This window comes from Pseudoalteromonas sp. SR45-6 (genome assembly GCF_014163545.1).
Taxonomy (GTDB): Bacteria; Pseudomonadota; Gammaproteobacteria; order Enterobacterales; family Alteromonadaceae; genus Pseudoalteromonas; species Pseudoalteromonas rhizosphaerae.
Genome location: NZ_JACJDM010000003.1, coordinates 101,695 through 125,827 on the forward strand (window position 1 = coordinate 101,695; position 24,133 = coordinate 125,827).

Sequence of the window (24,133 nt, forward strand, 5' to 3'; positions counted from 1 at the left end):
GCAATAGTTAAACTATTGCGGCTACAACGAGAGAACTTAGAAATTAAGCTAGTCTTTTGGATCTAGTTTAATTTTCTCATCTAACCCACCACCTAAGTTACCGCCTAACATGCTTAGTAATTGGCTTTTTTCAGCCGCAGAGGTATTACTTAACTGCTTTAATAACTTACTCATGTTGAAGTTTTTAAGTGTTTCGGCTGAGCCATTCGCCCCAGCTAACACCCCTTTTAGGTCTTCAATTAAATTACGATCACCATTTAAGTGATCTTTAAATACGGTTTGTACGGTTTTACTTTCATCAACTAAGCCATCAATTGATTTACCTAAACTAATTGCACTCATAAATTGATTAAAGAACTGACCATCGCCGCCCATAATATTAATATCAGCATTACCTAAGGCTTTCGCCATAATATGTGCTTGGTGCTCAGCAATGTCTTTGCTGGCCGAAATTTTTGCCAATACGAGCTCTTTTTGCTGGTTAAGCTGCAGCGTAAAGCTTTCGTAATCGCGAGCATCTTGATCCATTGCGTTCAAGGCTTGTAGCTTCTCTTCAAGGCCTTTTGCTTCGGCGCGCATCTTACGCTCTAGGTTAATCGCTTCCACTTCACCTTGTTTCTCATTCGCATCAGCCATGGCTGTTTGTACTTGCGCCTGAGATAAACCAATTTCACGGTTACCTTGTGCTTCAGCTTCAAGTTTTTGACGCATTACTTTAGCATCAGTTTCACCTTGAATTGCATTTGCTTCGGCCTTCGCTTTAATAACATCCGCTTCAGCAAGCCCTTTAGCAGCTGTTTCAACTTGTTGCGCATGCGCCAAAATCTTTTTCGACTCAGCTTGTTGATTAGCAATTCTAAGCTCTGCATTGGCCATTGTTTCAAGCTCACGAGCTTTATATTCTGCGGCTTGCTCTTGCGCTTTTGCAGCTTCGATATCTTTTACTAATGACTGTTCGGCTTCGGCTTTGGCACGAATGATCATCGCACTCTTCTCGCGCTCTGCACCTGCGAGTACTTTCACATCTTTAATGCGCTCTTCTTCTTCAGCCACTGATTTTTCAACAATCACGCGATCACGCACTACATCGGCAATTTCTTTACGTTCTACTTCCAGTGCTTTTTCTTTATTGATGCGCAGGATTTCGGTTTCTCTTTCACGTTCGATCACTTCAATTTCACGTGAACGAGCAACTTTCTCTTCTTCAATACCCAAAACGCGTAATCGGTTTTGTTCGGCAATATCAAGCTCACGTTGCTTATTTTGCTCGCTAATGCCAATCGCTTCTTCTGTTTGAATGCGGGCTTGCTCTGATTTTAAGCGCTCTTCTTGGCGTACTTTTTCAGCTTCGGCATATTCGCGGGCTTTCACGGTTTCAATTTCGCGCACTTGACGTGACATTGCATCTTGCTTTTGACGCTCAATTTCCAGTGACTTTTCGGTGGCTTCTTGATTTTGGATCTCAATTTTAGCGCGTTCATCACACTTCAATTGATTGGTAGATACATTTTGTACTGCTGTCATTTCAGTGATGCGGCGAATACCTTCGGCATCGAGAATATTTTGCGGATCGAGCTTATCAATTGACGTTTGTTCAAGGTAATCAATAGCAACATCTTCAAGTGAATAACCCGATAAATCTTGGCCAATCACTTCTTTAATATTATCGCGAAATTCATTTCGGTGAGTAAATAACTCAACAAAATCCATTCGCTTACCAACAGTTTTAAGTGCTTCTGAGAATTTCGCTTCAAACAATTCTTGCAATGTGGCGTGCTCTGATGCACGGGCGCAACCGACTTGCTTAGCAACGCGTAAAATATCTTCTTTGTTTTCGTTAACACGAATATAAAAAGTAATGGCGATATCGGCGCGAATATTATCTTTACAGATCAAACCGCCTTTATCTTTACGCTCAAGCACCATGCGCTTGGTTGAAATGTCCATCACTTCCATTTTATGGATCACAGGATAAACAATTCCGCCCGTAGTGGTGACATCGGGCTCGTTCTTCATTTTATTAATGATCAGTGCTTGGCCTTGCTCTACCTTGCGATAAAACTTGCCGATAATTAGCAAAATAGCAAAAATAACAGCGATTGCTATACCTACAAATGTCAATATAGGTATGAGATTATCTAAAAATTCCATGTTATGTCCTAACGTGATTATCGATTTATTATGTGTTACTTACCCCTAAATAAACTAGGGTATTACCAAGGTTTGGCGGTAATAATGTAACAGTGTTGCTCTTTGAGGTGTTCAAGCAACACCGCTGTGTCACCTGATGTAAATTGCTCGTCATTTTCAGCTCTAACTTCAAGTAACTGCTCAGTACCTTGAAATTTAACCCGTGCTTGGCCAAATGTATTTGTTACTTTGCCAGTAACAACAACACATTCTAAACCCAGTAAATCTGAACTTTGCGAGGTTTGTGCGCTGCTAAAAAAGCGCTGTAATGGCCGAGAAATAATGGCCGCAATTGGCATAGCAATCAGCAAACAAACGCCCAGCATTAGCACGCCAAAAATATAAAACCACATACCATCGCCTAACAGGTAGGCAAAAAACTTATGGGCATAGATGCTGATCAACCAGCTACTCATCACTACGAGACTAATAGATACAGTAATTGGTATGCCACCAAACCCCATGCTAAACCATGAACTCAAGCCTGAGCTTTGCGACGCATCGGCTTCAATTTCTAGATCTGATTCAAACATGTCAATATCAGCAAAGCCAATAAGGGTTATTAGCCAAAACAACATCACAACTAACAACAGGGCTGAAAAAATAACGGTGGGGAAAGTAAGCGCTAAGTTTAAAAATTCCATCATTACAACTATCCATTTATTTTAAACGCAGTAGGCGATAAAACTTTTTATCATTTAGTCGCGTAAATGTTAAGTGTTTTATGGAAAATCAACGTTGTTAATATAAAAAATTGTAAATGAACGACTACTTTGAAACGTTAACTTAGCTTAATTAACGACTTAGAAGTAAAAAAACGCCGCAATTTAGCGGCGTTTTACTTTGTGTGTATGACGACCTAAGTTACATATTACCCAGCTTTATCATCATTGCTGTATACATTTTAAGATTGAGCTTAAGTTGTTCAACTGTAATAAACTCATGCTCTGAGTGACCGGTGTAGCGCTTGCCTGGCATTGATGGCCCAAACGATACTGCATTATCAAATAACTTTGCATTGGTACCGCCACCAATAGATACAAATCCAGCCTCTTGATCACCGGTAAAGTGTTTAAAAATATCTAATAATGCTTGTGCATGAGGTGCGCTGTCGAGCAACATTGGCGTGCCAATCACCACATCAACACCAGATAACTTTACGTTATTTCTCACTTGCCAATTACTCAGTGCGGTATCAATTTGCGTACGCAATACCGCTTCATCTTTACCCATTGGGCGACGTAAATTCACAGCGAGTGTGAGTTCATTACCATTACGTTCAATAAGCGTTGGTGCTACTGTCATAGGTCCCATAAAGTCATGTTTATAAGCAATATCACCAAACTGTTTGCCATGTATATCAAGACCAATTAGCTGATTAATAAACGCAATTACTTGGCCATCACTGTTATTCTCAAGCTCAACACCTTTAAAAACTTCTGCTAAGTAAGCAATGGCGTTAACCCCAGATTCTGGCTCTGATGAATGAGCAGACAACCCTTTTACGCTGATAACAACACTATCAGCTTGCTCGCTAAAGTTAAATTCCACAGCGTTAAGCGCACTCGCTGCATGTTTAAGTTTGCTGACTAACGCAGTATCGGCGTTATGTAACACCACACTCGCATCTTCTGGTATTTGGCTTTTAAAAGCGCCGCCAGTAAGTTCACTTACATACACTCCTGTTTGTGCTGAGGTAGCATTAAACGTTGGTGCAATTAAGCTCCAACCTTTTTCCGCGACAACCACCGGGTATGACGCATCAATAGTAACCGCATATTTAGGCTGCTGATAGCTTTTCATAAACTCTTCAAGCGGACCCCAATCAGATTCTTCAGCTAAGTAAATCATCAACTCAATACGATTATTAAGTGTGATCTGTTGATCTTTTATAGCTTTCATTGCATATAAAGCGGTCGCGATAGCACCTTTATCATCTTCTGTTCCACGCGCAATTAATTTACCTGGCTCTGAGGTACTATCTATTTCAAACGGGCTTTTTTTCCACTTACTTGCGTTGGCAGGTTGCACATCGCCATGGGTTACTATGGTTACCTTTTCAGTTTGTTGCCCCATACCAATAAGTACGGTGTAACCTAAATCTTGGTAATCAAAACCAAGTTCAGCAGCTTTCATTTTTAACAAAGCTTTAAAGCCAATAAAGTCGGGATTATCAGGAGTATTGATGCCGTCTTTATTAACCGTCGGGAATGATACTAAATTAGCTAAGGTATGAATTTGCGCACTTTGGTAGGTATTTACAGCATAATCAGCAACGCTGTCATTAATCTTATTTAATTTTGCATGTGCGTTAAAGGCCAATAAAGCGATACTAGCTAAAGCTAATTTTTTCAAAACAAGTCCCATTCAATTAACAACTAAGAATCACAATTATAACGCTCTGGCTTAATAACGAACAATGCTTTGCGATAGACCGACAACTTATTATTAATAAAACATAGAGCAAAGCAGCTAGGTAAATAATAGGCTGTAAGAAACTTAAGGTTTCATCTGATCAACCATTTCAACAAAACGTTTAACCCCTTGCGTAATTTCACTTAACCCTTGAGATACTTCTAAAATACTTTCTTGCCCTTCGTTTGCAATACCAGCGACAGATCCTAATAGTTCATCCATTTGACTTATCAACGCTTGAGTTTGCTCAACGACACGGCCTATCTCTGCGGTCGATTCTGCGGTATTACTTGCAAGTGTGCGCACCTCATCAGCAACGACAGCAAAGCCACGTCCAGCTTCACCAGCTCGAGCAGCTTCAATTGCAGCATTAAGTGCAAGTAAGTTTGTTTGATCTGCAATAGATCGAATAGTAACCACAATATCAACTATACTTTTAGACTGTATTTTAAGCTCTTTCCCTGTTGCCGTTGCATTATTAACTCGTTCAGCAATGTTTTTTGATGTTTCAACAGCTAAGCCTAAAATATTTACTGCATTGGAAGTTACTTGACTGGTTTCCTCTGAAATAGTCGCAGCTTGATCAATCGTGTTAAATGCTAAGTTAACGCGCTCTGTTATGTCTGATGCAAACTTAATAACTTTATATACCTTACCGTTTTCATCAAAGATTGGATTGTAAGTTGCCTCAAGCCACAAAATGCGACCATCTTTGCTAAATCTCTTAAAACGACCTGAATTAAATCGTCCCTTACTAAGGCTCTGCCAAAACTCTGGATTTTTAAGATAAAACTCTTTATCACAAAATATTTTATGATGTTTTCCTTTTACTTCTTCAAGTGAATAATGAACGGTTGATAAAAAGTTTTCATTAGCATCTAAAATATTTCCTTGTGTATCAAACTCAATGACTGCTAACGATAGATCTAGCGCATTAAGAATTGCATCTTTGTTCTTCAACACATTATTTATAGTCGTGATGTCATTGGCAATTTTAATAACTTTACTTACGCTGCCATCATCTTCTACAACTGGAAAATAATTTGCTTCTAAATAAATAGGAACCTTAGTTTTTGTAAAACGTAAAAAAGTACCACCAAATGATTTACCCGCACTTAAATCTTGCCAGAAATGGCGATAGTCCTCAGAATTTACATAGTCTGAATCACAAAATATTTTATGATGTTGGCCAACAATCTCACTAAGCTTAAACCCCATTACATCTAAAAAATGTTTATTAGCATCAACAATGATGCCATCCACTGTAAAACTAATAAAAGCTATATTAGATTTAATTGCATTTAGCTCTTTTTGAGCCTGAGAGGTCATTGGGTCAGTTTGTTTATGTTTATCTAAAACAGCATTCTTTGACTTAAAAAACATCATTTTATCCTTTGACTGTATCATTCTTATTAGCTATTTAAATCATAGAATTAACAACACTACTCTTTAACAGCCACACTTTAATTGTGACTACTATTCACTACCATTTAGTAACAAAACTCAATAATATCTAATAGTTGAGAATTTTAAAAAGAGCAAGATTAGTCATCAAATTAGTAAGGGGTATTACAGAAAACGCAGGAGATATAAACGATAATATTATAGGGATAGTTGAGTTTCTAAAATAAATGAGCTATCAGTAAATCTTGTTACTTTTGAGCAACTAAATTTTTAATGTGTTAGAGCATTTAAAATGCCCACATAACAAACATTTTATAAATTTATTAGTCATATTTGCATACAACGAAGTATAATGCGCATCTTAAAATTATGGGGTCAATCATGAATCGCAGAAAGAAAATCGTTACAAAGTTTAATAACAAAGATAAGCGCGCAAATGCAAAATTACATAAAAGTAATAAGCCTGCTTATGTGTCTAAAGCTGAACGTGAAAGATTGGCACTACTCGCTCAAGAACAGCAAATAGACACTTTAAACGATGAAGCGTGTTGATAAATCAATAAAAACAAAAACTTGAGACGAAGTGAAATAAAGGTTAATAAATAGTTACAAACTGCACATCCAACTGTAATATTGAATATTCAGCAACAATGCTGAAACACACCAATAATCACTTAGGAGGCATAAATGAACAAACTATTTATTATCGCTCCTAGTGCTCCTCAAGAATGTTCTGTCAACTATCATTTAAGTGAATGGTTCGACGAATAAAAAAACCTGAATAATTTAAAAGCAATAATGCCTCGCAGTAGGAAGGCTTCTATGTAATTAAAATTCAGGTAACAATAATGAAAAGAAAACTCTCAATTCTTAATGGATCACTAGCCGCGTGCATGTTTTTTTCGTTTGCAAGTAATGCTTGTTTAACAAACGAAGTTGAATCAAACGACACTGAAAGCAATGCAAATTCCCCACTTTGTAGTAATACCACCGTTGCAGGCTCGTTGAGCCGCAATGATACTGATTGGTTTAGCTTTGAAGTAACTCAAGTCGGGCCTATTGAGGTCAGCCTTGAGCACAACACTAACGATGATTTTGACTGGGCATTATACCAAGAAATAGGATCTGCTGTTGCCGAAGGGGCGACCAGTAATGTTCCAGAAACAGGCAGTTATAACGCACAATCAACGGGTACTTATTATGTAAAAGTAACGCGTTACTCCGGTACAGGTTGGTACGATTTAACGGTCAATTTTGGTGAAGGTAGTAACACCGGTGGCGGAAGTGGCAGCGGTGATTGTGGCTATAGCTCTCGCCCTGCAAAGCCAAGTTCATTACAAGCATATTTACAAGGTGGCAGTGCTGATTCATGCAGCACATTAACAGCTGATCAAGGTGCTGTATTACTGATGGGTGGTGGCAGCGATGTTGATCAAGCATTTAGTAATCGCGTTGCTAACCATGTTGGCAGCGGTGCCGATGTTGTTGTGCTTAGAACCTCAGGTACTGACGCCTACAACGATTATTTACTGAACTTAATGAATACCAACTCAGTAGAAACACTGATCATTGATACTCGCAACAAAGCGAATGATGACTATGTTGACTGGGCTATCCGCAGCGCCGAATTTGTATGGATTGCAGGCGGTGACCAATCAGATTATCTTAATCAATGGCAAGGTACAAAAGTACAAACCGCTGTGCAACACGTTTTTGATAAAGGCGGTGTCGTTGGCGGAACGTCTGCAGGCATGGCGTTAATGGCAAACAGCGTGTACGACCCAGATGGCGTTGCTGGCGCAGTATCAGATGAAGTAGTCACTGACTTTTGCCACGAAACACTTAACTTCAGCAGTCGATTTATTGATGTGCCTGTATTAAACAACAGCTTAACCGATACGCACTTCCAAGAACGTGACAGAATGGGGCGTGCCATCGTGTCTTTAGGCCATCACAGCAATCAGTATTTTTCTATTGCAGCCAGTGAGGCAACCTCACTGTTCATCGATGCCTCTGGTACAGGTGTTGTTGACGGCAGCAATGAAGTTTACATCTTTAAAGAAACGGCTAATACGCAAAGAGTGACATTGCAATGTGGGAGCCCAGTAAACTATCAAAATATTAATAGAGTAAAGCTACTACCTGGTGATAATTACAATGTGGTTAGCCACGCTCATAATGGTATGCAACTAGACGTGAGCATTAATGGTAATAACAATAACTTCTACTCCCCTATCAATCCTTATTAATTCCCCCAGTTAAGAGCCCTTTGGGCTCTTTTTTAACTGTCGCAAAAATAATAATTAAATAAACAAAAACCTGATAATTACCTATTCGTTTTATATTCAAGCCACTTTGAAGCCAAAGGGTTAAAATAATGCGTATAACGGATCGCTACATAGCCAACCACAGCGCTTGCTACTAGCAGCTCAAATATCGCTAAGTAATGTATTTGATTTATAAACTGCATATCCACGTTCATCGTTAGCATCCAATCCGCGAGTTTAAATAACGCTGTAGCACCAATGACCATGGGAAAGGTAAATGCAGCAAACCCTGGGCAAAACCTGCGGCGTAGTAATTTAAAAAATGCCGTATAAATAATGAGTGTCATTAGTATGGCAATACCAAATAACCCCCCAATGATCACTGGTGACGGTTGGGTCACCACAGTGAAATACCCCGCTAACGATAAACTTGCTGGCGCCGCTAAAATAGCCAGTGTAGGCTGTGCAGCATCAGGAATTTGCCCAGCAAATATTATCCGGTAAATCATTATCGGCAACATAACTGCGTACATTAACATGCCAAAATAAAGTGCCCCTTGTGCTAAAAATAGCAGTGCTGGGTTACCCGAGAACGCGACATCGGCAACAATAATCCCCACCGGTGGTACAAACCAACTTGGCACCATGTGTTCAATTTTAAATTCACGAACACGATGAATAATAAAGCTCAGTAAAAATCCCAAATGCAATAAAAATGCGCCTACCCAAAGCACATCCCCTGCTAATGGATTAACGTGCCCTAACGAATTAGATACCACCAACGTTGCCATAGCAAAAGTAGGCACCACACTGCCTACAACAGGGTGCGCTAAGTCGGCTTTTAGTAATTGCGGGTGCAGTAAAAATTTTAAGCCAAGTATTAATAATAATACGCTTGCAATTGCCGCCCCAGTGTATTGCGCTGCGCCATTTACATTGAACATATTTTCCCAAACCCAACCAAGGCTGGCTATGCCTAATGCTAATCCGCCCATTGGGGTGGGTGCGGTTATTACTTTGGCTTTTATATAATTAAACATGTTTATACTCCACACTCACTGTTTATCTTATAAAGAAGTTTAACCTTGCATTTTGTTTAGTTAAATCTAATTATATAGAACACACGTTCATAAAAATTAAACACCAAGCTCATGAATATTTCTCTTAAACAACTTAAAGTGTTTGTAGGTATTACTCAGCATGCAACACTTACCGCAGCCTCTGAGCGGCTTTACTTGTCTAAAGCGGCGGTGAGCATGGCGCTTAGCGAGCTTGAAAAGCAGTTAGGTCACCCACTGTTTGACCGAGTAAATCATCGCTTAATTTTAAATCAAGAAGGGCAAAAATTACTGCCCTTAGCCGATGAATTACTGCACAGAGCAAATGATATTAATACGCTTTTTTCGTCCCACGCAAAAGCCAGCGGCACCTTAAAAATAGGTGCCAGCGATACCATTGGTAATCATGTGTTACCCTCTATACTTAGTGGATTTCGCCAACAACAGCTGCATTATTCACAGCAAGTTTTTATTTCAAATTCTGAGCTTATTTGTCAAAAACTGCGCGATTTTGAACTCGACATTGCACTAATAGAGGGCCAAGCCCAGCAAAGCGACTTAGTCTCAACCGTGTTTAGTAAAGACACTATGTGTATTATTGCGCCGCTGTCCCACCCTTTAGCTAAAAAACCACAGCTTAGTTTTAATGACTTAGCAAACAGCGAATGGGTATTAAGGGAAGCCGGCTCTGGTTCACGCTCATTCTTTTTACAAAACCTCGCTACACATATCGATAATTGGAGCCAAAGTTTTGAGCTCAATACCACAGAGGCATTGATCAACAGCGTTGCTGAAGGGTTAGGGCTGGGATGTTTATCGTCACTCGCGGCACAATACGCTTTACAAGATGGCCGCGTTACAAAACTTAATTTAAACCACCCTATGCAAAGGCAATTTTGGTTAGTAATGCATAAAGACAAATATAAAAACCCGTTGCTAACGCAGTTTATAGATTTTTGTGATCAGCTATAATGTAGCCATGCTAAACATCATGGCTACATTTAGGTAGTTTACTTAAAATGCGTAGCTGATACCGGCATTAACCGAGCGACCTTGTCCTGCTAATTGGCTAAAGCCTTGGCCTTGATCCACATTAAACTGGGCAATACTGACTCCGCCTAAAGGCTGCTGGTAGTATTCGTCAAGTAAATTAGTAATTGCCAACTTAACTGTTAGCTTATCCCATGTCGCCTTGGTTGCTAAATTCACTAAGCTATAGTTGGCTGATAGATTTTCAATACGACGCGGATCTACACGCGTTTTACTATCTACCCACTCCCAGCTTAATGAGTTTTGCCATTTACCGAGTTGTTGCTCAAGGGCTATTTTGCTGTGCAGTGGCATTATTTGATATAACGGCTCATCACTGTCATCACGCTCGCCATGGGTGCTAGTAAGCGCGGCGGTTAAATCCCATGTGCCTGCATTTTTACTATCAACAACACGAATAATACCTTCAAGCTTAGTGCCATAAAGTGTGGCGTCTAAATTGGTAAATTGCAGGGTATTACGCACAGTTAATGCCTTATCTGTGCGGTTAGTACTGCCAACAACAGTAACATCAATATAATCATTTACTTGGGTATACCAAGCGTTAGCTGTTATTTGCCACTGACCACCTTTTGCCGATTTAGTGTAACTGGTGCTGATGGTATGCGCGGTTTCGGCTGCTAAGTCTGGGTTACCAATATAACCATTACCATCACCAAACCAACCAATCATACTGGTCGACATTGTGCTGACACCCCAGCTATAACGTTCATATAAATTAGGCGCACGATTTTTACGTGCTAAGCCAAATTGTAGTTCATCTTCATTCGTAATTTGGTAGCGTAACAATAGGCTGGCATCCACAAGCGTGTCACTGCGCGCGCGATCCATGGCATTAAACTCTTTTGCAGCATCTTTATTTGGATCTGCCATATTCATTGCTGGCATACTTCCCATACCTGACATTCCATTCATGCCATCACCCATGTCTGAATATGGCTGCACTTCACCGGTATCCGTTTGCACATATTCAATACGCGTACCAGCAGAGACCCACCACTTGTTATTTAGCTGCTTTTGCAGCTCAGCAAAACCGGTGTAGCGGTCACGTTCACCGTCATTAATATTTACATAGTCGTTAGGCCCCATCATCATTGAGCCTTCAATCGCAGGCCACCAATCATCAATGCGGTAACCATAGTATTCTTGGCCGAGCAGTAATACAGTGTCAGCATCAAAGTCTAAACGCCAATTAAGTTGATAACTGATATCTTGCGCGTCGGTATTCATCGGCATCATGCCGGTTTTTTCAGCGCTGAAAAAACCCATTTCGTGCTTTACATCATTAAAGTTTATTTGCGCTCGAAACTCACCACTTTCAAGCTGGCGTTTATACTGAGTGACTATGCCATAACTGGTGTTATCCGTCATATCCATATATTGATTAGCAAAGCCCTGAAAGGGTATTTTTTGATGCGTTAATTTAACCACTAGCTGTTGTTTTTCATCTCGCAGCGCTGCGGTTAATGCATGATTTTGCACGCGATATAGAGTATCTAATACTAAATCACCATTACCATCGTCATAACTATCAGCGTCTTCAAAGGCACCTTGATAATTTAAACTAAAGCTGTCACTGGCAAGTCGTGCGCCAACACCAACCGCTTGCGCATTATTTACACTGCGATACTGCGCCGACACATAACCTGAATGCCACACTAACATATCACTCTCACCATATTGCGGAGCAATGGTGTTTACTACAATAACGCCGGCAATGTTATCGCCACCAGCGCTTACTGGCGAAATACCTGCAATCACTTGATAAGACGATAGCTGATTAGCCGAAATATAAGATAATGGTGGGTTCATCTGATTGCCACAGGCCGCAGTAATATCTGCGCCATCGACCAGTACTTTAACTCTATCGCCCATCATGCCATTTAATATAGGTAAACTAGAAATGCCACCTGCCGCAGAGAAATCCACCCCCAACTCAGTTAAAAGCTGTTCAGCAGAACCTAAATTTGCATGGCTGTTAACGTTTTGGCCCTGTACTTCAATCACTTCAATTGAATCATCAGCCAGTACATAAGGAGAGACTAAACTCGCAATGCAAAGTGCTAACGGAGAAAGTGCATAACGTGAATTGATAGGTGGATTGTGGTTGCTCATTTTATTCTTTAATTACAGCAGGTTTAAGATAAGCAAAGTATATAACTTGACGACAACACTGAACACGCGACAAATTGTCGCACCCCAAGCTCTGACTCGATGTTTATTGTTCTTATTTTAAACACGCTTATAACTTTTAAAAGGCTGTTTAAACACTAAAAGCATAAAATAGCCACGACCACTGAAAATTTATTTTTCATCAGCATACCGCTTAATAACCAAGGTTAATATATCAAGTCATTGAAAATTAGAACGTTCCTATTCAGCCAAAAACGCTGCAATCTAAAATCGTATTTTCTGCTCTAAATACACTGTTTTTAGTGCAAGACGCTGACTTATTTTTATCATACAATCGCGGTTTAATTGGTTCTTCAAAATTGCAGTTTCCTGCTTTTTATTAAATAAATCATTCATATTTTGTCGTCAGTCTTTTTACAAGGGTTATCTATGTCACCTGAACCTAGCGTCGTGAACAATACGCTAAGCACTACCGCTATTTTGTTAGTACTTGCACTGGGTACTTTTATTTTAGGATTATCGGAATTTTCGATGATGCCGATGCTGCCATTGTTCAGCGAAACATTTGCCTCAACACCAGCACAAAGCGGTTATACCATTAGCGCCTATGCGATTGGCGTAGTGATCGGCGCACCGTTTTTTATGATCACCACAGCAAACATGCGCAAGCGTAATGCTTTGCTATTATTTGTGTCGATGATGTTTATATTTAACGGCTTAAGCGCATTTGCTAATTCGTTAGAGCAGCTTATATTATTTCGCTTTTTAAGTGGTTTACCCCACGGAGCTTATTTTGCTGTTGCCATTTTATTAGCCGCAGATATAGCACCTGCCAATAAACGCGCCAGCTTTATGTCTAAAGTATTTATGGGCCTTACCATAGCAACGATTGTTGGCGTACCTATGGTTACTTTAGTCGGTCAAAATTTTAGTTGGCGTTATTGTTTAGCGGGCACCGCAGTGCTGGCACTTGTTGCGTTAATTCTAATTGTAAAGTTCATACCAAACACAAAAAATTCAGCCCCTTCGTCGTTATTAAGCGAGTTGAGCGTACTGAAAAATAAGCTGGTTTGGTCAATTTTAGGGATCATTATTGTTGGCTTTGGCGGGGTGTTTTGCATTTATACTTATATTGCCGATACAATTTTAGTGGTCACCCACACACCAGCCTACACTATATCAATTGCAATGGTTATGTTCGGTATTGGTTGTACGCTGGGAAACTATATTTTAGGTAAAGCGGCGGATCATTCGCCCCTTAAAACCACTGGTATAGCACTTGTTGGCGCAATCGTTTTTGCTACAACTTATGTAATGGCAAGCCATAACATTTGGTTACTTTATGCAGTTATATTTTTTATTGGTTTTAGTGTCGGACTTGGCACAGTTATCCAAACTATGTTGATGGATGTATCTCCGCATGGGCACGCAATGATTGGCGCACTTGTACAATGCGCATTCAATACTGCAAATGCAATTGGTCCTTGGGTTGGCGGCTTAGCAATTGCACAAGGCGCGCAACCTAATCAAACCGGCTATGTCGCCGCAGTGTTATTTGCTGGTGGATTTATCATGTGGTTACTGAGTGCATTGCAAATGGGTAAACAAAAACCGCAATTAGTTGCCCCATAAACAGCACTACACTCTGCGTACTTTAAGCACGCAGAGTGTAGAATTTATACCTCTTCGTCTTGAAAGATATCTTCAATTTTTAATTTAAATAAACGAGCTGCTTTAAACGCTAATGGTAAACTAGGATCGAACTTGCCTTTTTCGATAGCATTCACCGTTTGCCTTGATACATCAAGTAGCTCTGCTAATTTTGCCTGAGTAAGGTCATGCTCTGCGCGCAATACTTTAAGGCGGTTTTTCATTCTTCGTCCTCAGCGCCAAGTTGTTTATTCATCACTACGAGAGACACTAAATAAGTTATCCCCATAAACATCACTAAATGGGAAATCCCTTGTCGAAACGAAATTACCCCGCTCGTTTGTAATACCGAGTATGCTAAACCAAATACTAAACTCCCTCCTAAGGTAATCGCCATCGCATTTAAATGTAACCGTTGCTGCAATTCATCTAAGCCAGCTAAATGGCGTTTATTTGCCATAATCATCATAATACCTGCGAAAACATTAACCATAATTGCCACTATACTAAGTAGCGTGTTCTGCTCGCCCCACAGCAACAATGGCCCGAATGACGCAAGCGCCAAAGTTAAAACCCACGCCAGAGTCCACTTTGCTAAATAAACAGCGTTTAGTTTGTTGCGTTGTTTGAATGTTAATCCTGTTTGTTGTTTCATGCTCTCGCCTTTTTAGTCAAGTAAACTTGACTAAGTATTGTTGAGGCTCACAGAAAAGTCAAGCAAGATTTACATAAAGTAATGTATAGCAGACATAGCTTGTACCGTGACTGTTTAATAAAGCTTTTTAACGTTTAACTCAGAATATTGTATTAACTTATTGCTTGCAGTAGGATAAAACAAAGCTGTTTAAAGCAACCTCAATTTTAACAATAACAATGATGAGCCCTGCATGCGTAAATCTGTTTTCTTTGTCGGTGAATGGCAAGTAACACCTGCCACCAATAGCTTACGACGAGGTGCGCAAGTCAAACAACTTGAGCCCAAAGCGATGGATGTTTTATTGTTATTATGCGAAAAACAAGGAGAATTAGTTAGCAGTGACGAGATCATTAACCATTGTTGGCGCACTGTTGCGGTGGGCGATAATCCATTGCACAAAGTTATCACGCAATTACGTAAAGCATTTGACGACAAAGCCAGTGATCCGCAATACATAGAGACAATCCGCAAGCGCGGCTACCGCGTTATCGCCAAAATAGAGCTCCCTCTCGATGAAGAACAAAAAGCCAGCCATAGTAAATGGCAAGGCAGCTCACCCTTTGTTGGCTTAAGCGCGTTTACTCCCAATGAAGCCGATGTTTTTTTTGGCCGCAGCAAACAAATAAATACACTATTACAACGGGTATCGGCACAAATAAGTTTTGGCCGTGCTTTTAGCTTATTGCTCGGCTCTAGTGGCTCAGGTAAATCATCTTTAGTCAATGCAGGTATATTACCGGCATTAATGAGTGAATCAGGCTTTGATGGCTTTCGGGTTGAGTCATACTGCCAACTTGATTTTGCTGATATAACTAAAGATCGGTTATTTCTCGATTTAGCCTCTACCCTACTTGATTTAGAAATCAACGACGCCCCGGTGCTTAGTGATATGAGTGCCGACACTTTGAGCGAGTTATTACAAAACGCGCCCGAGCAAGTTATTGAGGGTTGCCAAATGGCTGTAAAGCAAAGCCAAACAGCCCATATAAAACCGTATTTATTTTTATTTATTGACCGCCTTGAAGTATTACTGTCGTCGCCAGTATTTAGCGAGCAAGAGCGCAGCCAGTTTTTAACAATTATAGAGTTACTGGCCACCAGTAACTGCATGATTATATTTAGCGCCTGTCGAAATGACTTTTATCCGCAAGTGGTTAATCAACCTAGCTTAATGGCGGGCAAAGCCAATGGCGCCCATTTTGACTTACTGCCGCCCACTCGCACTGAATTAAAACAGATGATCCGCCTCCCAGCTTTAGCCGCAGGGCTTAGTTGGCAGCTTGACCCTGAGCACCAAACCCCACTGGATGAAATACTCTGTAACGAAACCGCCAATAACCCCGACGCCCTGCCAATGCTGCAATACACTTTGCAACAACTGTACTTACAGCGCAGCGAAAACGATGAGCTATTAGTCTCACAATACCAAGCATTGGGCGGTATTGAAGGCGCGATTGGCCAAAAAGCTGAGCACGTTTTTACACAACTGCCCAAGCAACAACAATCCCAGCTGAGCTTGGTATTATCAAAACTAATTACCCTGCACGCTGATGGCGAAACCCTCACCAGCCGCGCAGCCCGTTGGGATGAACTCACCACCCCGGCACAAACACAACTTGCACAAGCGATGGTCGATAGCCGCTTATTTGTATCGCACCTTAAAAACGAGCAAGCCTGTTTTAGTTTGGCGCATGAAGCACTACTACGTCAGTGGCAACGTGCCATAGACTGGATAAACCACCACCAACAAAGCTTAGCCATTAAAAGTCGCTTACAAATTTCCACCGAGCGTTGGTTAAACGAGCATAAACATGCCGACTTTTTATTAGCGCAGGGCAAGCCGTTACAAGAAGCACAAAGCCTTATAAATAACGCTATGTTTACCCTCAGCGCTGCTGAACTGAGTTTAATTAAAGCATCAAACCGCAGAGCAAAACGCAAAAAAACAGTGTTACAAGCCACCGCGGTTGCACTTATTTTACTCAGTTTTATAGCCACCTTTATGAGCGTACGCAGTTACCACGCCGAGCAAGTCGCGCAGCAAAAACGCTTAGAAGCCGAAAGCCTACTTGGCTTTATGGTGGGTGAATTTGCCGATAAACTGCGTAGCGTTAAACGTATGGATTTGCTCGATGGTATTAGCAATAAAGCGCTGGAGTATTTTACTAATCAAGCTGATGAGGACAACTCTCTCTTTAGCTTTACAGACCAAAAAACCGAATTTAACAACCGCTTTCAATATGCACAAACCCTTGAGGCAATGGGAGAAGTGGCCTATTCCCGCGGTAAAACCGACGAAGCATTTACCGCGTTTGAGAGCGCCCGCACCCGACTTGAGGCATTATTAAAAACCCAACCTAGCAACTTAGAGTTACTTACGCTTGCGGGTGCCAATGCCTTTTGGTTAGGGCAGCTTCATTATGATAAAAGTGATTACGCTGCCACAGAGCCAATGTTTAAAAAATACCAAGCCTATAGTGAAACAATGTACTCCCTAGCACCCAATGACTTTAACTCCATTATGGAGTTGTCGTATTCACATAATTCATTGGGTTCTTTGTATTTGAACCAATTTACCTACCAAGCCGCAAAGCAAAACTTTACACAGTCGCTAATCCTTAAAAACAAAGCACTTGAGCTAAAACCTAATAATAAAGATTTACTGCGCGATAGAGCCGATACCATTAGTTGGCTTGCCAGTACTGATGAGAAATTAGGTAACTTTAATGAAGCATTGGGCATGCTTAATAGCGCTGCTAACGAGCTAGGGACTCTATTGTTACAATACCCAAACGATGCCAGTTTGCACAGTGCTCTTGCTTATCAATATATACAGCAAAGCTATTTATTAAGTTACTTTACTGATAAAAGCGCAGCGTATGAAAAAGCTAAGCTTGCGACTGACTCCATCAACCAAGCTCGTATACAAGACCCTGATAATAATCAAATTCAGCGCTATTATTATAGATTTTTAGCTTTGCAATTAATGTTATCTGATGATAAAAAGGTTAATAGCAAGGTGGATGACATACTAAGCTTTATAGCGCAAGAGGGTTTTAGGAGTACAGAAGTAATTAATACCCAAATAAGCTTGATTGAATATTTTTTACAACGAGGTTTTGAGCCTAAAGCTAGAGCACTTTTAACAGCACTTGAACAAAGTGATGATTATAAAGAACAACTAACTCGATTTGACGAAACTAGCTTTACCTCTATTTTAGTAAAATTATATTTAATTAATGCAAAACTCACTCCAAACGAAGAAAAAAGAAAACAATATTGCCAAAATATACTTATCACTTTAGATAATAAAAAAAGCAAAAGTATATACTATACCTTCCCACTCATTAAAGCGCATACTTGCTTAAATAGAGAAGCCGAGATTACAGGCTTAAAAAACAGCCTAATTAAATTGGGCATCAGTAACTTTGAACTATAACAATCAAAAAGGAAAAAACATGCTTCCAACCTTAACTCCATTTATATTTAACGTGGACATTACTATAAACGACAATGACGAAGCGATCATAACTTACTATGAAAATGACAAAGTAGTTAGCGGTGGTGGCAGCGTTGTAGATGCCAATTCAATTGGCCTTTATATCATTAGAGATAACACGACCAATGACGGCATCACATTCGTTGATGTTGAGTTCTCTGAGGTAGAAGGCTCTGTAGAGCCTTGCCCTAAAGAAGACTTTGCAGGCGCATTAATAAAAGGGGGTAGAGCCATTTGTGTTTATGATTCAAATGAAAATACCGGCCGTACTTGCATGCGTTTTGTAGTAGAACGCGGCGGTAAAACTTACAAAAGCCCGGATCCACAAATTGAAAATAAGAAAGAACCTAACTAAAACAGGCTAATAACGCCTGAATACTTTGCATAGGTTAGTTAAAAACCTGTGCAAATTAAAAAATAAGACAATAAAAATCAACACCTTAAAACCAGAAGATTACCAGAAGGTTTATTTGCACTTTTTTAAGTAAATTTATAGACACCAAAAACGTATAGCAAAGCGTAAGGATCAAACGTGTCTAAGCAAACAAATAATAATAACCAAGCACTTAATACAACACAGCAATCAAAAGCTGCGGGTAAAACATTGTCGACCTGCCTGTCACACATACAGTTTGGCGCATTAATAGAACTATTTAATGGCACTGCCGAAGGTATTTTTGTTATCGATGAACAAGGCACGTTTGAGTTTGTTAATCCGATGGCGGCGCAACTTTTAGGTGACTCACAACAATCGTTAATTGGCCAAAGCTTACTGCCGTTTTTGCACGAAACAGATCGTGACAAATACATGTACACGTTATTAAACTGGCTTGATATAAAAGACACCCGCCTTAACTTTGGCCCAAATGAAGTTAAAATAAATAAATTAGATGGCAGTATAATTGAAGCCGATTTATCTATTTCTAACATGCCACAAAGCATTGCCTGTGCACAAAAGCTATACGTTTGTGTATTACATGATTTAAGTGCACACAAAGCAGTATTTAATCAATTAAAAATACAAGCATCGACTGATCACTTAACCGGCCTTGCTAACCGTTTTATGCTTGATGAGTCATTAAATAAATTTTGGGCAGAGAGTATTCAAAGCCACCAGCCTTTGAGCACAATACTGATTGATGTTGATTATTTTAAAAAGTTTAATGACAACTATGGCCATATAAAAGGTGATAAATGTTTGCAAAAAATTGCAAAAGTGATTTTGCAATGTATACCATCAAGAGATTGTTTAGCCGCTCGCTATGGTGGTGAAGAATTTGCGGTTATTCTGCCACGTTGTAACCGTGATAGTGCCACTGTTGTTGCCAGACATATACAACAACAGATTAATGCGATGTCATTTACTGATATTGGCCTACCGCCAGAAGTTAAAGTAAGTGTGAGCCAAGGTATTGCCTGCGAATTTGATAACCAATACCGCACCTGCGAAGCGCTAATATGTGCCGCTGATACGGCTTTATATAGAGCAAAATCTGACGGCAGAAATAAAATTAGTATTAGTGCTTAATACGCTATAACGGTAAATCATTTGTCTATCAGTTACAGCTCGCTATTACTTTTTGCAGACAGAACTGCAACTTGTAAATAAAACACACTAACAGTTACATAAGACGCAAAATATTAACAATTAAGGTGCATTGCTACTATGGTATTCTGATCTATTCTTTGTTGAGTAAACATTTTATTAGTAAAATGTTGTTGGTTAAAATCAACATACTCAAGGGATTACTATATGGCTAACTTAAAAAAACTGCCCCTACATTTAGCAATATGCAGTACATTTGCTTTTCAAGTAAGTGCCATTGCAGCAGAGCAACCAACTAGCGAAAACGAAGTAAAAGATATTGAAGTTATTTCGGTCACCGGCACACGTCGTAGTTTACGCAGCCTGTCGGAAAGTACAGTTCCTGTAGACTTGCTAACCAGTCGTGATCTGGCAACCACAGGCCAACTAGAAATAAGCCAAGTGCTTGCAGCCCAATTACCTAGCTTTAACTACCCAAGTGCAACCCTCGCTGATGGTACTGACCATGCAAAACCTGCAGTATTAAGAGGCCTAGCTCCCGATCACACCTTAGTACTTGTCAATGGTAAACGCCGTCACTCAGGTGCTTTATTGAATTTAGGTGGCACAGTTGGCCGCGGCTCTTCGGCTGTTGATTTAAATAATATTCCAACCTCTGCGATTAAGCGCGTCGAAGTACTGCGTGATGGTGCAGCGGCTCAATATGGCTCAGATGCCATTGCTGGTGTGATCAATATTGTACTCAAAGATGCCGATGAAGGCGGTAGTGTAAGCTACACTTACGGTCAATATGATTCGCAAATGGCAGGCTCTGCACAGTTAAAAGAAACAATCATCGACTCGCAAGGTAAGCTTGGTTTTGTTAAAGGTGATGACCGCCGCGTTAACGATGGTATTACCCGAACTGCAAGTGCCAATGCGGGCTTTTCGCTTAGCGAGAATGGCTTTATCAATATCTCAATTGAAACCCGTAACAACGAGCCAACTAACCGCTCAGGTATTGATGAGCGAGAACAATATAATCGTGATGAAAACGGCGCGCTTGATCCAAAAGAGCTGACGTTTGACCGTTATAATCACCGCTTTGGTAAAGCCGATGTTGAAGATATCGCGCTATTTTATAATCTTGGCTACGACTTTAGTGATGACTTATCACTTTACTCTTTTGCCAGTTATTCAAATCGTAAAGGTAACTCAGGCGGTTTCTATCGTCGTGCCAAAGACAACCGTAATTTGCCAAGCGTTTATCCAGATGGGTTTTTACCAAACATTGACACTGATGTTGACGACTATTCGTTTGCTATCGGTTTAAATGGGGTTAGTAATGATTGGACATGGGATATCAGCACTAATTATGGTCGCAATGATTTTGCCTTAGGTGTTAGCAATAGCATCAATACCTCTATGGGTGCTAACAGTCCGACAGAGTTTGATAATGGCGCATTAGTGTATGAACAATTCCTTGTTAACATGGATGCCAGCAATAGCTTTGACTTAGGCTTACCTGATGACGTGTTTGTTACCATTGGTACTGAATATCGCCATGAAAACTACCAAATCAAAGCCGGTGAACAAGCTTCTTATTTAACGGTACTTGATGCACAAGGCGTACCTGTTGCCGCCGGTGGTGCACAAGTTTTATCAGGTTTTTCACCGGATAGTGCAACTGATAAAAGCCGCCATAACATTGCTCTATTTGCTGAATTTGATACCTACCTCACTGAAAATTGGAATGCTGTGCTAGCAGGTCGATTTGAAGACTATAGTGACTTTGGCAGTACTTTTACAGCGAAACTTGCCAGCCGCTATAGCATTACTCCTTCATTATCGTTACGTGGAGCTATCAGTAGTGGTTTTAGAGCACCGTCTCTTGCACAAACGTCTTATAAATCAGTCAGCACTGTATTTGAAAATGGCGTACCTAGAGAAGTCGGATTATTTCCAAGTAGTGAGCCTGCTGCCAAAGCGCTTGGCGCAAAAGATTTAGACGCTGAAGAGTCTGTCAATATGACCGCTGGTTTTATCTTCACAGAAGGTAATTTTAGCTTCACGCTTGATGCTTATCGTATCGATATTGATGATCGCATTGTGCTTTCTGAAAACTTAGAAGGCCCTGCTGTTGAAGCTATTTTACAACAAGCCGCTGAGCTTAATACCCAAAGTGTGCGCTACTTTACCAATGCTATCGATTCGCGTACTCAAGGGGTAGATATTGTTGCCACCTATTTACTTGGTTTAGCTGACTATGGTGACTTACGCTTAAGTGCCGCTGTAAACTTTAACGATACAGAAGTTACTCATGTGAAAGACAATCCACCGGAACTGGAAGCGTTAGGTGATGAATATCAATACTTTGCACGACGTGAAATTTCTCGATTCGAAAAAGGCACACCAGCAGATAAATGGAACCTGTCTGCAACATGGGATTATGAAAATATTCAAACCACGCTTCGTGCAACACGCTATGGTGAAGTAGTTGATACCTCAAGTAGTGCTGAGGGTGATGAACTTCTCAAAGCAAAGTGGCTCACCGATATTGAAGTAGCGTATCGTCCAACTGAGCAATGGAAACTTGCTTTAGGTGCTAATAATCTATTTGATCAGTACCCGCAAGATACGGTAAGTAATATTGGTTATAGTGATTTTAACCAAATTTTCACTTACAGCGGGTTCACGCCATATAGTTTAGATGGCCGCTTTGTTTATGCGAATGTAGCGTTTAGCTTTTAATTAAACAAATAACTACGGCCCATATAAATATGGGCCGTCTTATCGAGGGTGCATAGTTACAATCGCTACAAAGTTAAGGCTTTAGCTAATTGTTCATAGACTATTTTATGGTTACGATTTAAGTCACTCACTTTAACCGCTTTAAACCACTTAATGGCCTGCTGATTATCTTTTGCTTGCCAGCATATTTCTGCCAGCCTTAATGTATGCGAAGCTTTGGTAATATCATCGCTGCCATCGACCATATAACTTAACGAGTCAACATAATACTTAATGGCAAGGTCATACTGTCCGAGCAATTGATATGTACGCGCTAAATTCCCTTGTGCAACAATAATTTTGCCTTGATGCTGAGTTGGAAGTATCCAATCGAGTGCTTTTTTTCTACTATCTCTAGCATTTTCTAAATCGCCAAAAGCATGATAAATATTTGCTTTATTGGAATGTAATTCAAAATTAAAAATTGGGTCTTTACTCTTGCCAAACTTTCGTTCGGTTTTGAGCAGCATTTGAAAAGCGGATTCTTTATTACCAAAAACATACTGCAAATTAGCTAACTCAAGCATTCGCATTGGATCTGCAAATGCGTCGTACATCAACTGTATATCTGTAAGAGCCTTATTAGCATATATTTTTGCACGCTCAATATCCCCATAATAACGTAAGGCTTTGGCGTAATAAAAGTAAGCTTGGACTTTAAATACTTCAGGTAGATCATCTCGTTCTGCGAATGGCTCTACAATGGTTTTTAAGGTTTCATAATCACTTTTATCGTAATAATAATCAAATAAGTAAGACTTGGCTTTATACCACCGAGTTGAATGTAGCTCTGATTGCTCTATACGTTCATTGATATAAACTAAGCAGTCTTTCTCTGTCTGCTGTAAGCAGAATTGTTCGTGATCACTAAAGTGTTCAGACGCATTAGCTAGCGTAGAGAAAATAAAGATAAAAATAGCGATTATTAAGTGATTTTTTATCATAAAATTTAAGCAAACGCTTAATGCTGTAAAGGATATACATAGATTAAAACATATTTGCATAAAATTATTAACAAATATTACGCACTAGCAGAGCATGATGAACAAAAAGTGGGATAAAAAACTGGCTTGGCAATTACAAAAATATTTTATAATTGCCTAAGTATTTGAAAAGTATATTTATATACCTTTACTGATGGCACTAAATAACTAGCCGCACAGCAGTGTTTTTGTATGCTAAATTAAGCTGCTTTTTTCAGCGCTTTTTTAAGCTTACCTATTTTGGCTTTTTGTTTTGCGACTTTATCTTTACGAGCGCTGATTTCTTTTTTAATCGATTTTACTTCTTTACTGATTGCTTTAGCTGGTTTCTTTGAAATTGAGTATTTCCTTTTTAATTATGTAGCTCGCAACTGCGAGAGTTGTACTTTATGATAAAAAAGAACCAGATGATACGCGCCAACCAGTTCTTCACTAAAGGTTCACACAACAGAAATAAAACTGAAATTAATCA

The 24,133-nt window shown here is 39.9% G+C and carries 16 protein-coding genes and 1 pseudogene; 8 read left to right on the plus strand and 9 right to left on the minus strand.

The window, feature by feature from the left end; all coding sequences use genetic code 11:
• Positions 1-48: 48 nt before the first annotated feature.
• The 4 genes and pseudogenes from H5158_RS02475 to H5158_RS23650 all read right to left on the minus strand — a co-directional run.
• Entirely contained in the window at positions 49-2,151 is a 2,103-nt protein-coding gene (locus H5158_RS02475) for a flotillin family protein (protein ID WP_145237480.1), read from the minus strand.
• A 62-nt stretch (positions 2,152-2,213) separates the two neighbouring features.
• Entirely contained in the window at positions 2,214-2,837 is a 624-nt protein-coding gene (locus tag H5158_RS02480) for a YqiJ family protein (protein WP_257325469.1), read from the minus strand.
• 217 nt (positions 2,838-3,054) lie between these two features.
• Positions 3,055-4,545 carry a dipeptidase gene (locus tag H5158_RS02485; protein ID WP_182739393.1) on the minus strand — a complete coding sequence of 497 codons (1,491 nt, stop codon included), beginning with the start codon at positions 4,543-4,545 and terminating at the stop codon, positions 3,055-3,057.
• A gap of 144 nt (positions 4,546-4,689) precedes the next feature.
• Positions 4,690-5,919 (minus strand): annotated as a pseudogene (locus tag H5158_RS23650) (methyl-accepting chemotaxis protein); the annotation flags it as partial.
• A gap of 471 nt (positions 5,920-6,390) precedes the next feature.
• Here H5158_RS23650 and H5158_RS02495 point away from each other — a divergent pair.
• A complete protein-coding gene (locus H5158_RS02495; RefSeq protein ID WP_169020566.1) occupies positions 6,391-6,561 on the plus strand; it encodes a DUF2986 domain-containing protein in 171 nt (56 codons plus the stop codon).
• Between the two features lie 296 nt (positions 6,562-6,857).
• Positions 6,858-8,258, plus strand: coding sequence for a pre-peptidase C-terminal domain-containing protein (locus tag H5158_RS02500; RefSeq protein WP_182739394.1), 1,401 nt, complete (start codon positions 6,858-6,860; stop codon positions 8,256-8,258).
• A gap of 77 nt (positions 8,259-8,335) precedes the next feature.
• Here H5158_RS02500 and H5158_RS02505 read toward each other — a convergent pair whose 3' ends face one another.
• Entirely contained in the window at positions 8,336-9,316 is a 981-nt protein-coding gene (locus tag H5158_RS02505) for a TDT family transporter (RefSeq protein ID WP_182739395.1), read from the minus strand.
• A gap of 111 nt (positions 9,317-9,427) precedes the next feature.
• Between H5158_RS02505 and H5158_RS02510 the strand changes: the two genes are divergently transcribed.
• On the plus strand, positions 9,428-10,306 hold the full coding sequence (locus H5158_RS02510; protein WP_182717031.1) for a LysR family transcriptional regulator: 879 nt from the start codon (positions 9,428-9,430) through the stop codon (positions 10,304-10,306).
• Positions 10,307-10,348: 42 nt separating this feature from the next.
• Here H5158_RS02510 and H5158_RS02515 read toward each other — a convergent pair whose 3' ends face one another.
• Entirely contained in the window at positions 10,349-12,499 is a 2,151-nt protein-coding gene (locus H5158_RS02515) for a TonB-dependent receptor (RefSeq protein ID WP_182739396.1), read from the minus strand.
• A 447-nt stretch (positions 12,500-12,946) separates the two neighbouring features.
• On the opposite strand from H5158_RS02515, the gene H5158_RS02520 reads away from it, so the two are divergent.
• Complete coding sequence (locus H5158_RS02520; protein WP_149980869.1) at positions 12,947-14,149, plus strand: MFS transporter; 1,203 nt, start codon at positions 12,947-12,949, stop codon at positions 14,147-14,149.
• Positions 14,150-14,193: 44 nt separating this feature from the next.
• On the opposite strand, the gene H5158_RS02525 is transcribed toward H5158_RS02520, so the two are convergent.
• Positions 14,194-14,391 carry a helix-turn-helix transcriptional regulator gene (locus tag H5158_RS02525; RefSeq protein WP_145237509.1) on the minus strand — a complete coding sequence of 66 codons (198 nt, stop codon included), beginning with the start codon at positions 14,389-14,391 and terminating at the stop codon, positions 14,194-14,196.
• Positions 14,388-14,822: a hypothetical protein gene (locus H5158_RS02530; RefSeq protein ID WP_182739397.1), complete on the minus strand. Its 435-nt coding sequence runs from the start codon at positions 14,820-14,822 to the stop codon at positions 14,388-14,390. The genes H5158_RS02525 and H5158_RS02530 overlap by 4 nt, the downstream gene beginning before the upstream one ends.
• A 232-nt stretch (positions 14,823-15,054) precedes the next feature.
• Between H5158_RS02530 and H5158_RS02535 the strand changes: the two genes are divergently transcribed.
• The 4 genes from H5158_RS02535 to H5158_RS02550 all read left to right on the plus strand — a co-directional run bounded on the left by H5158_RS02535 (position 15,055) and on the right by H5158_RS02550 (position 22,639).
• Positions 15,055-18,303 carry a winged helix-turn-helix domain-containing protein gene (locus H5158_RS02535; RefSeq protein ID WP_182739398.1) on the plus strand — a complete coding sequence of 1,083 codons (3,249 nt, stop codon included), beginning with the start codon at positions 15,055-15,057 and terminating at the stop codon, positions 18,301-18,303.
• A gap of 19 nt (positions 18,304-18,322) precedes the next feature.
• Entirely contained in the window at positions 18,323-18,718 is a 396-nt protein-coding gene (locus H5158_RS02540) for a DP-EP family protein (RefSeq protein ID WP_182739399.1), read from the plus strand.
• A 177-nt stretch (positions 18,719-18,895) separates the two neighbouring features.
• Complete coding sequence (locus tag H5158_RS02545; protein ID WP_182739400.1) at positions 18,896-19,891, plus strand: GGDEF domain-containing protein; 996 nt, start codon at positions 18,896-18,898, stop codon at positions 19,889-19,891.
• Between the two features lie 225 nt (positions 19,892-20,116).
• Positions 20,117-22,639 carry a TonB-dependent siderophore receptor gene (locus H5158_RS02550; protein WP_182739401.1) on the plus strand — a complete coding sequence of 841 codons (2,523 nt, stop codon included), beginning with the start codon at positions 20,117-20,119 and terminating at the stop codon, positions 22,637-22,639.
• 65 nt (positions 22,640-22,704) lie between these two features.
• On the opposite strand, the gene H5158_RS02555 is transcribed toward H5158_RS02550, so the two are convergent.
• The gene (locus H5158_RS02555; RefSeq protein WP_182739402.1) at positions 22,705-23,622 is read right to left on the minus strand and encodes a lipopolysaccharide assembly protein LapB; all 918 of its coding nucleotides are present in this window, start codon (positions 23,620-23,622) and stop codon (positions 22,705-22,707) included.
• Positions 23,623-24,133 lie beyond the last annotated feature (511 nt).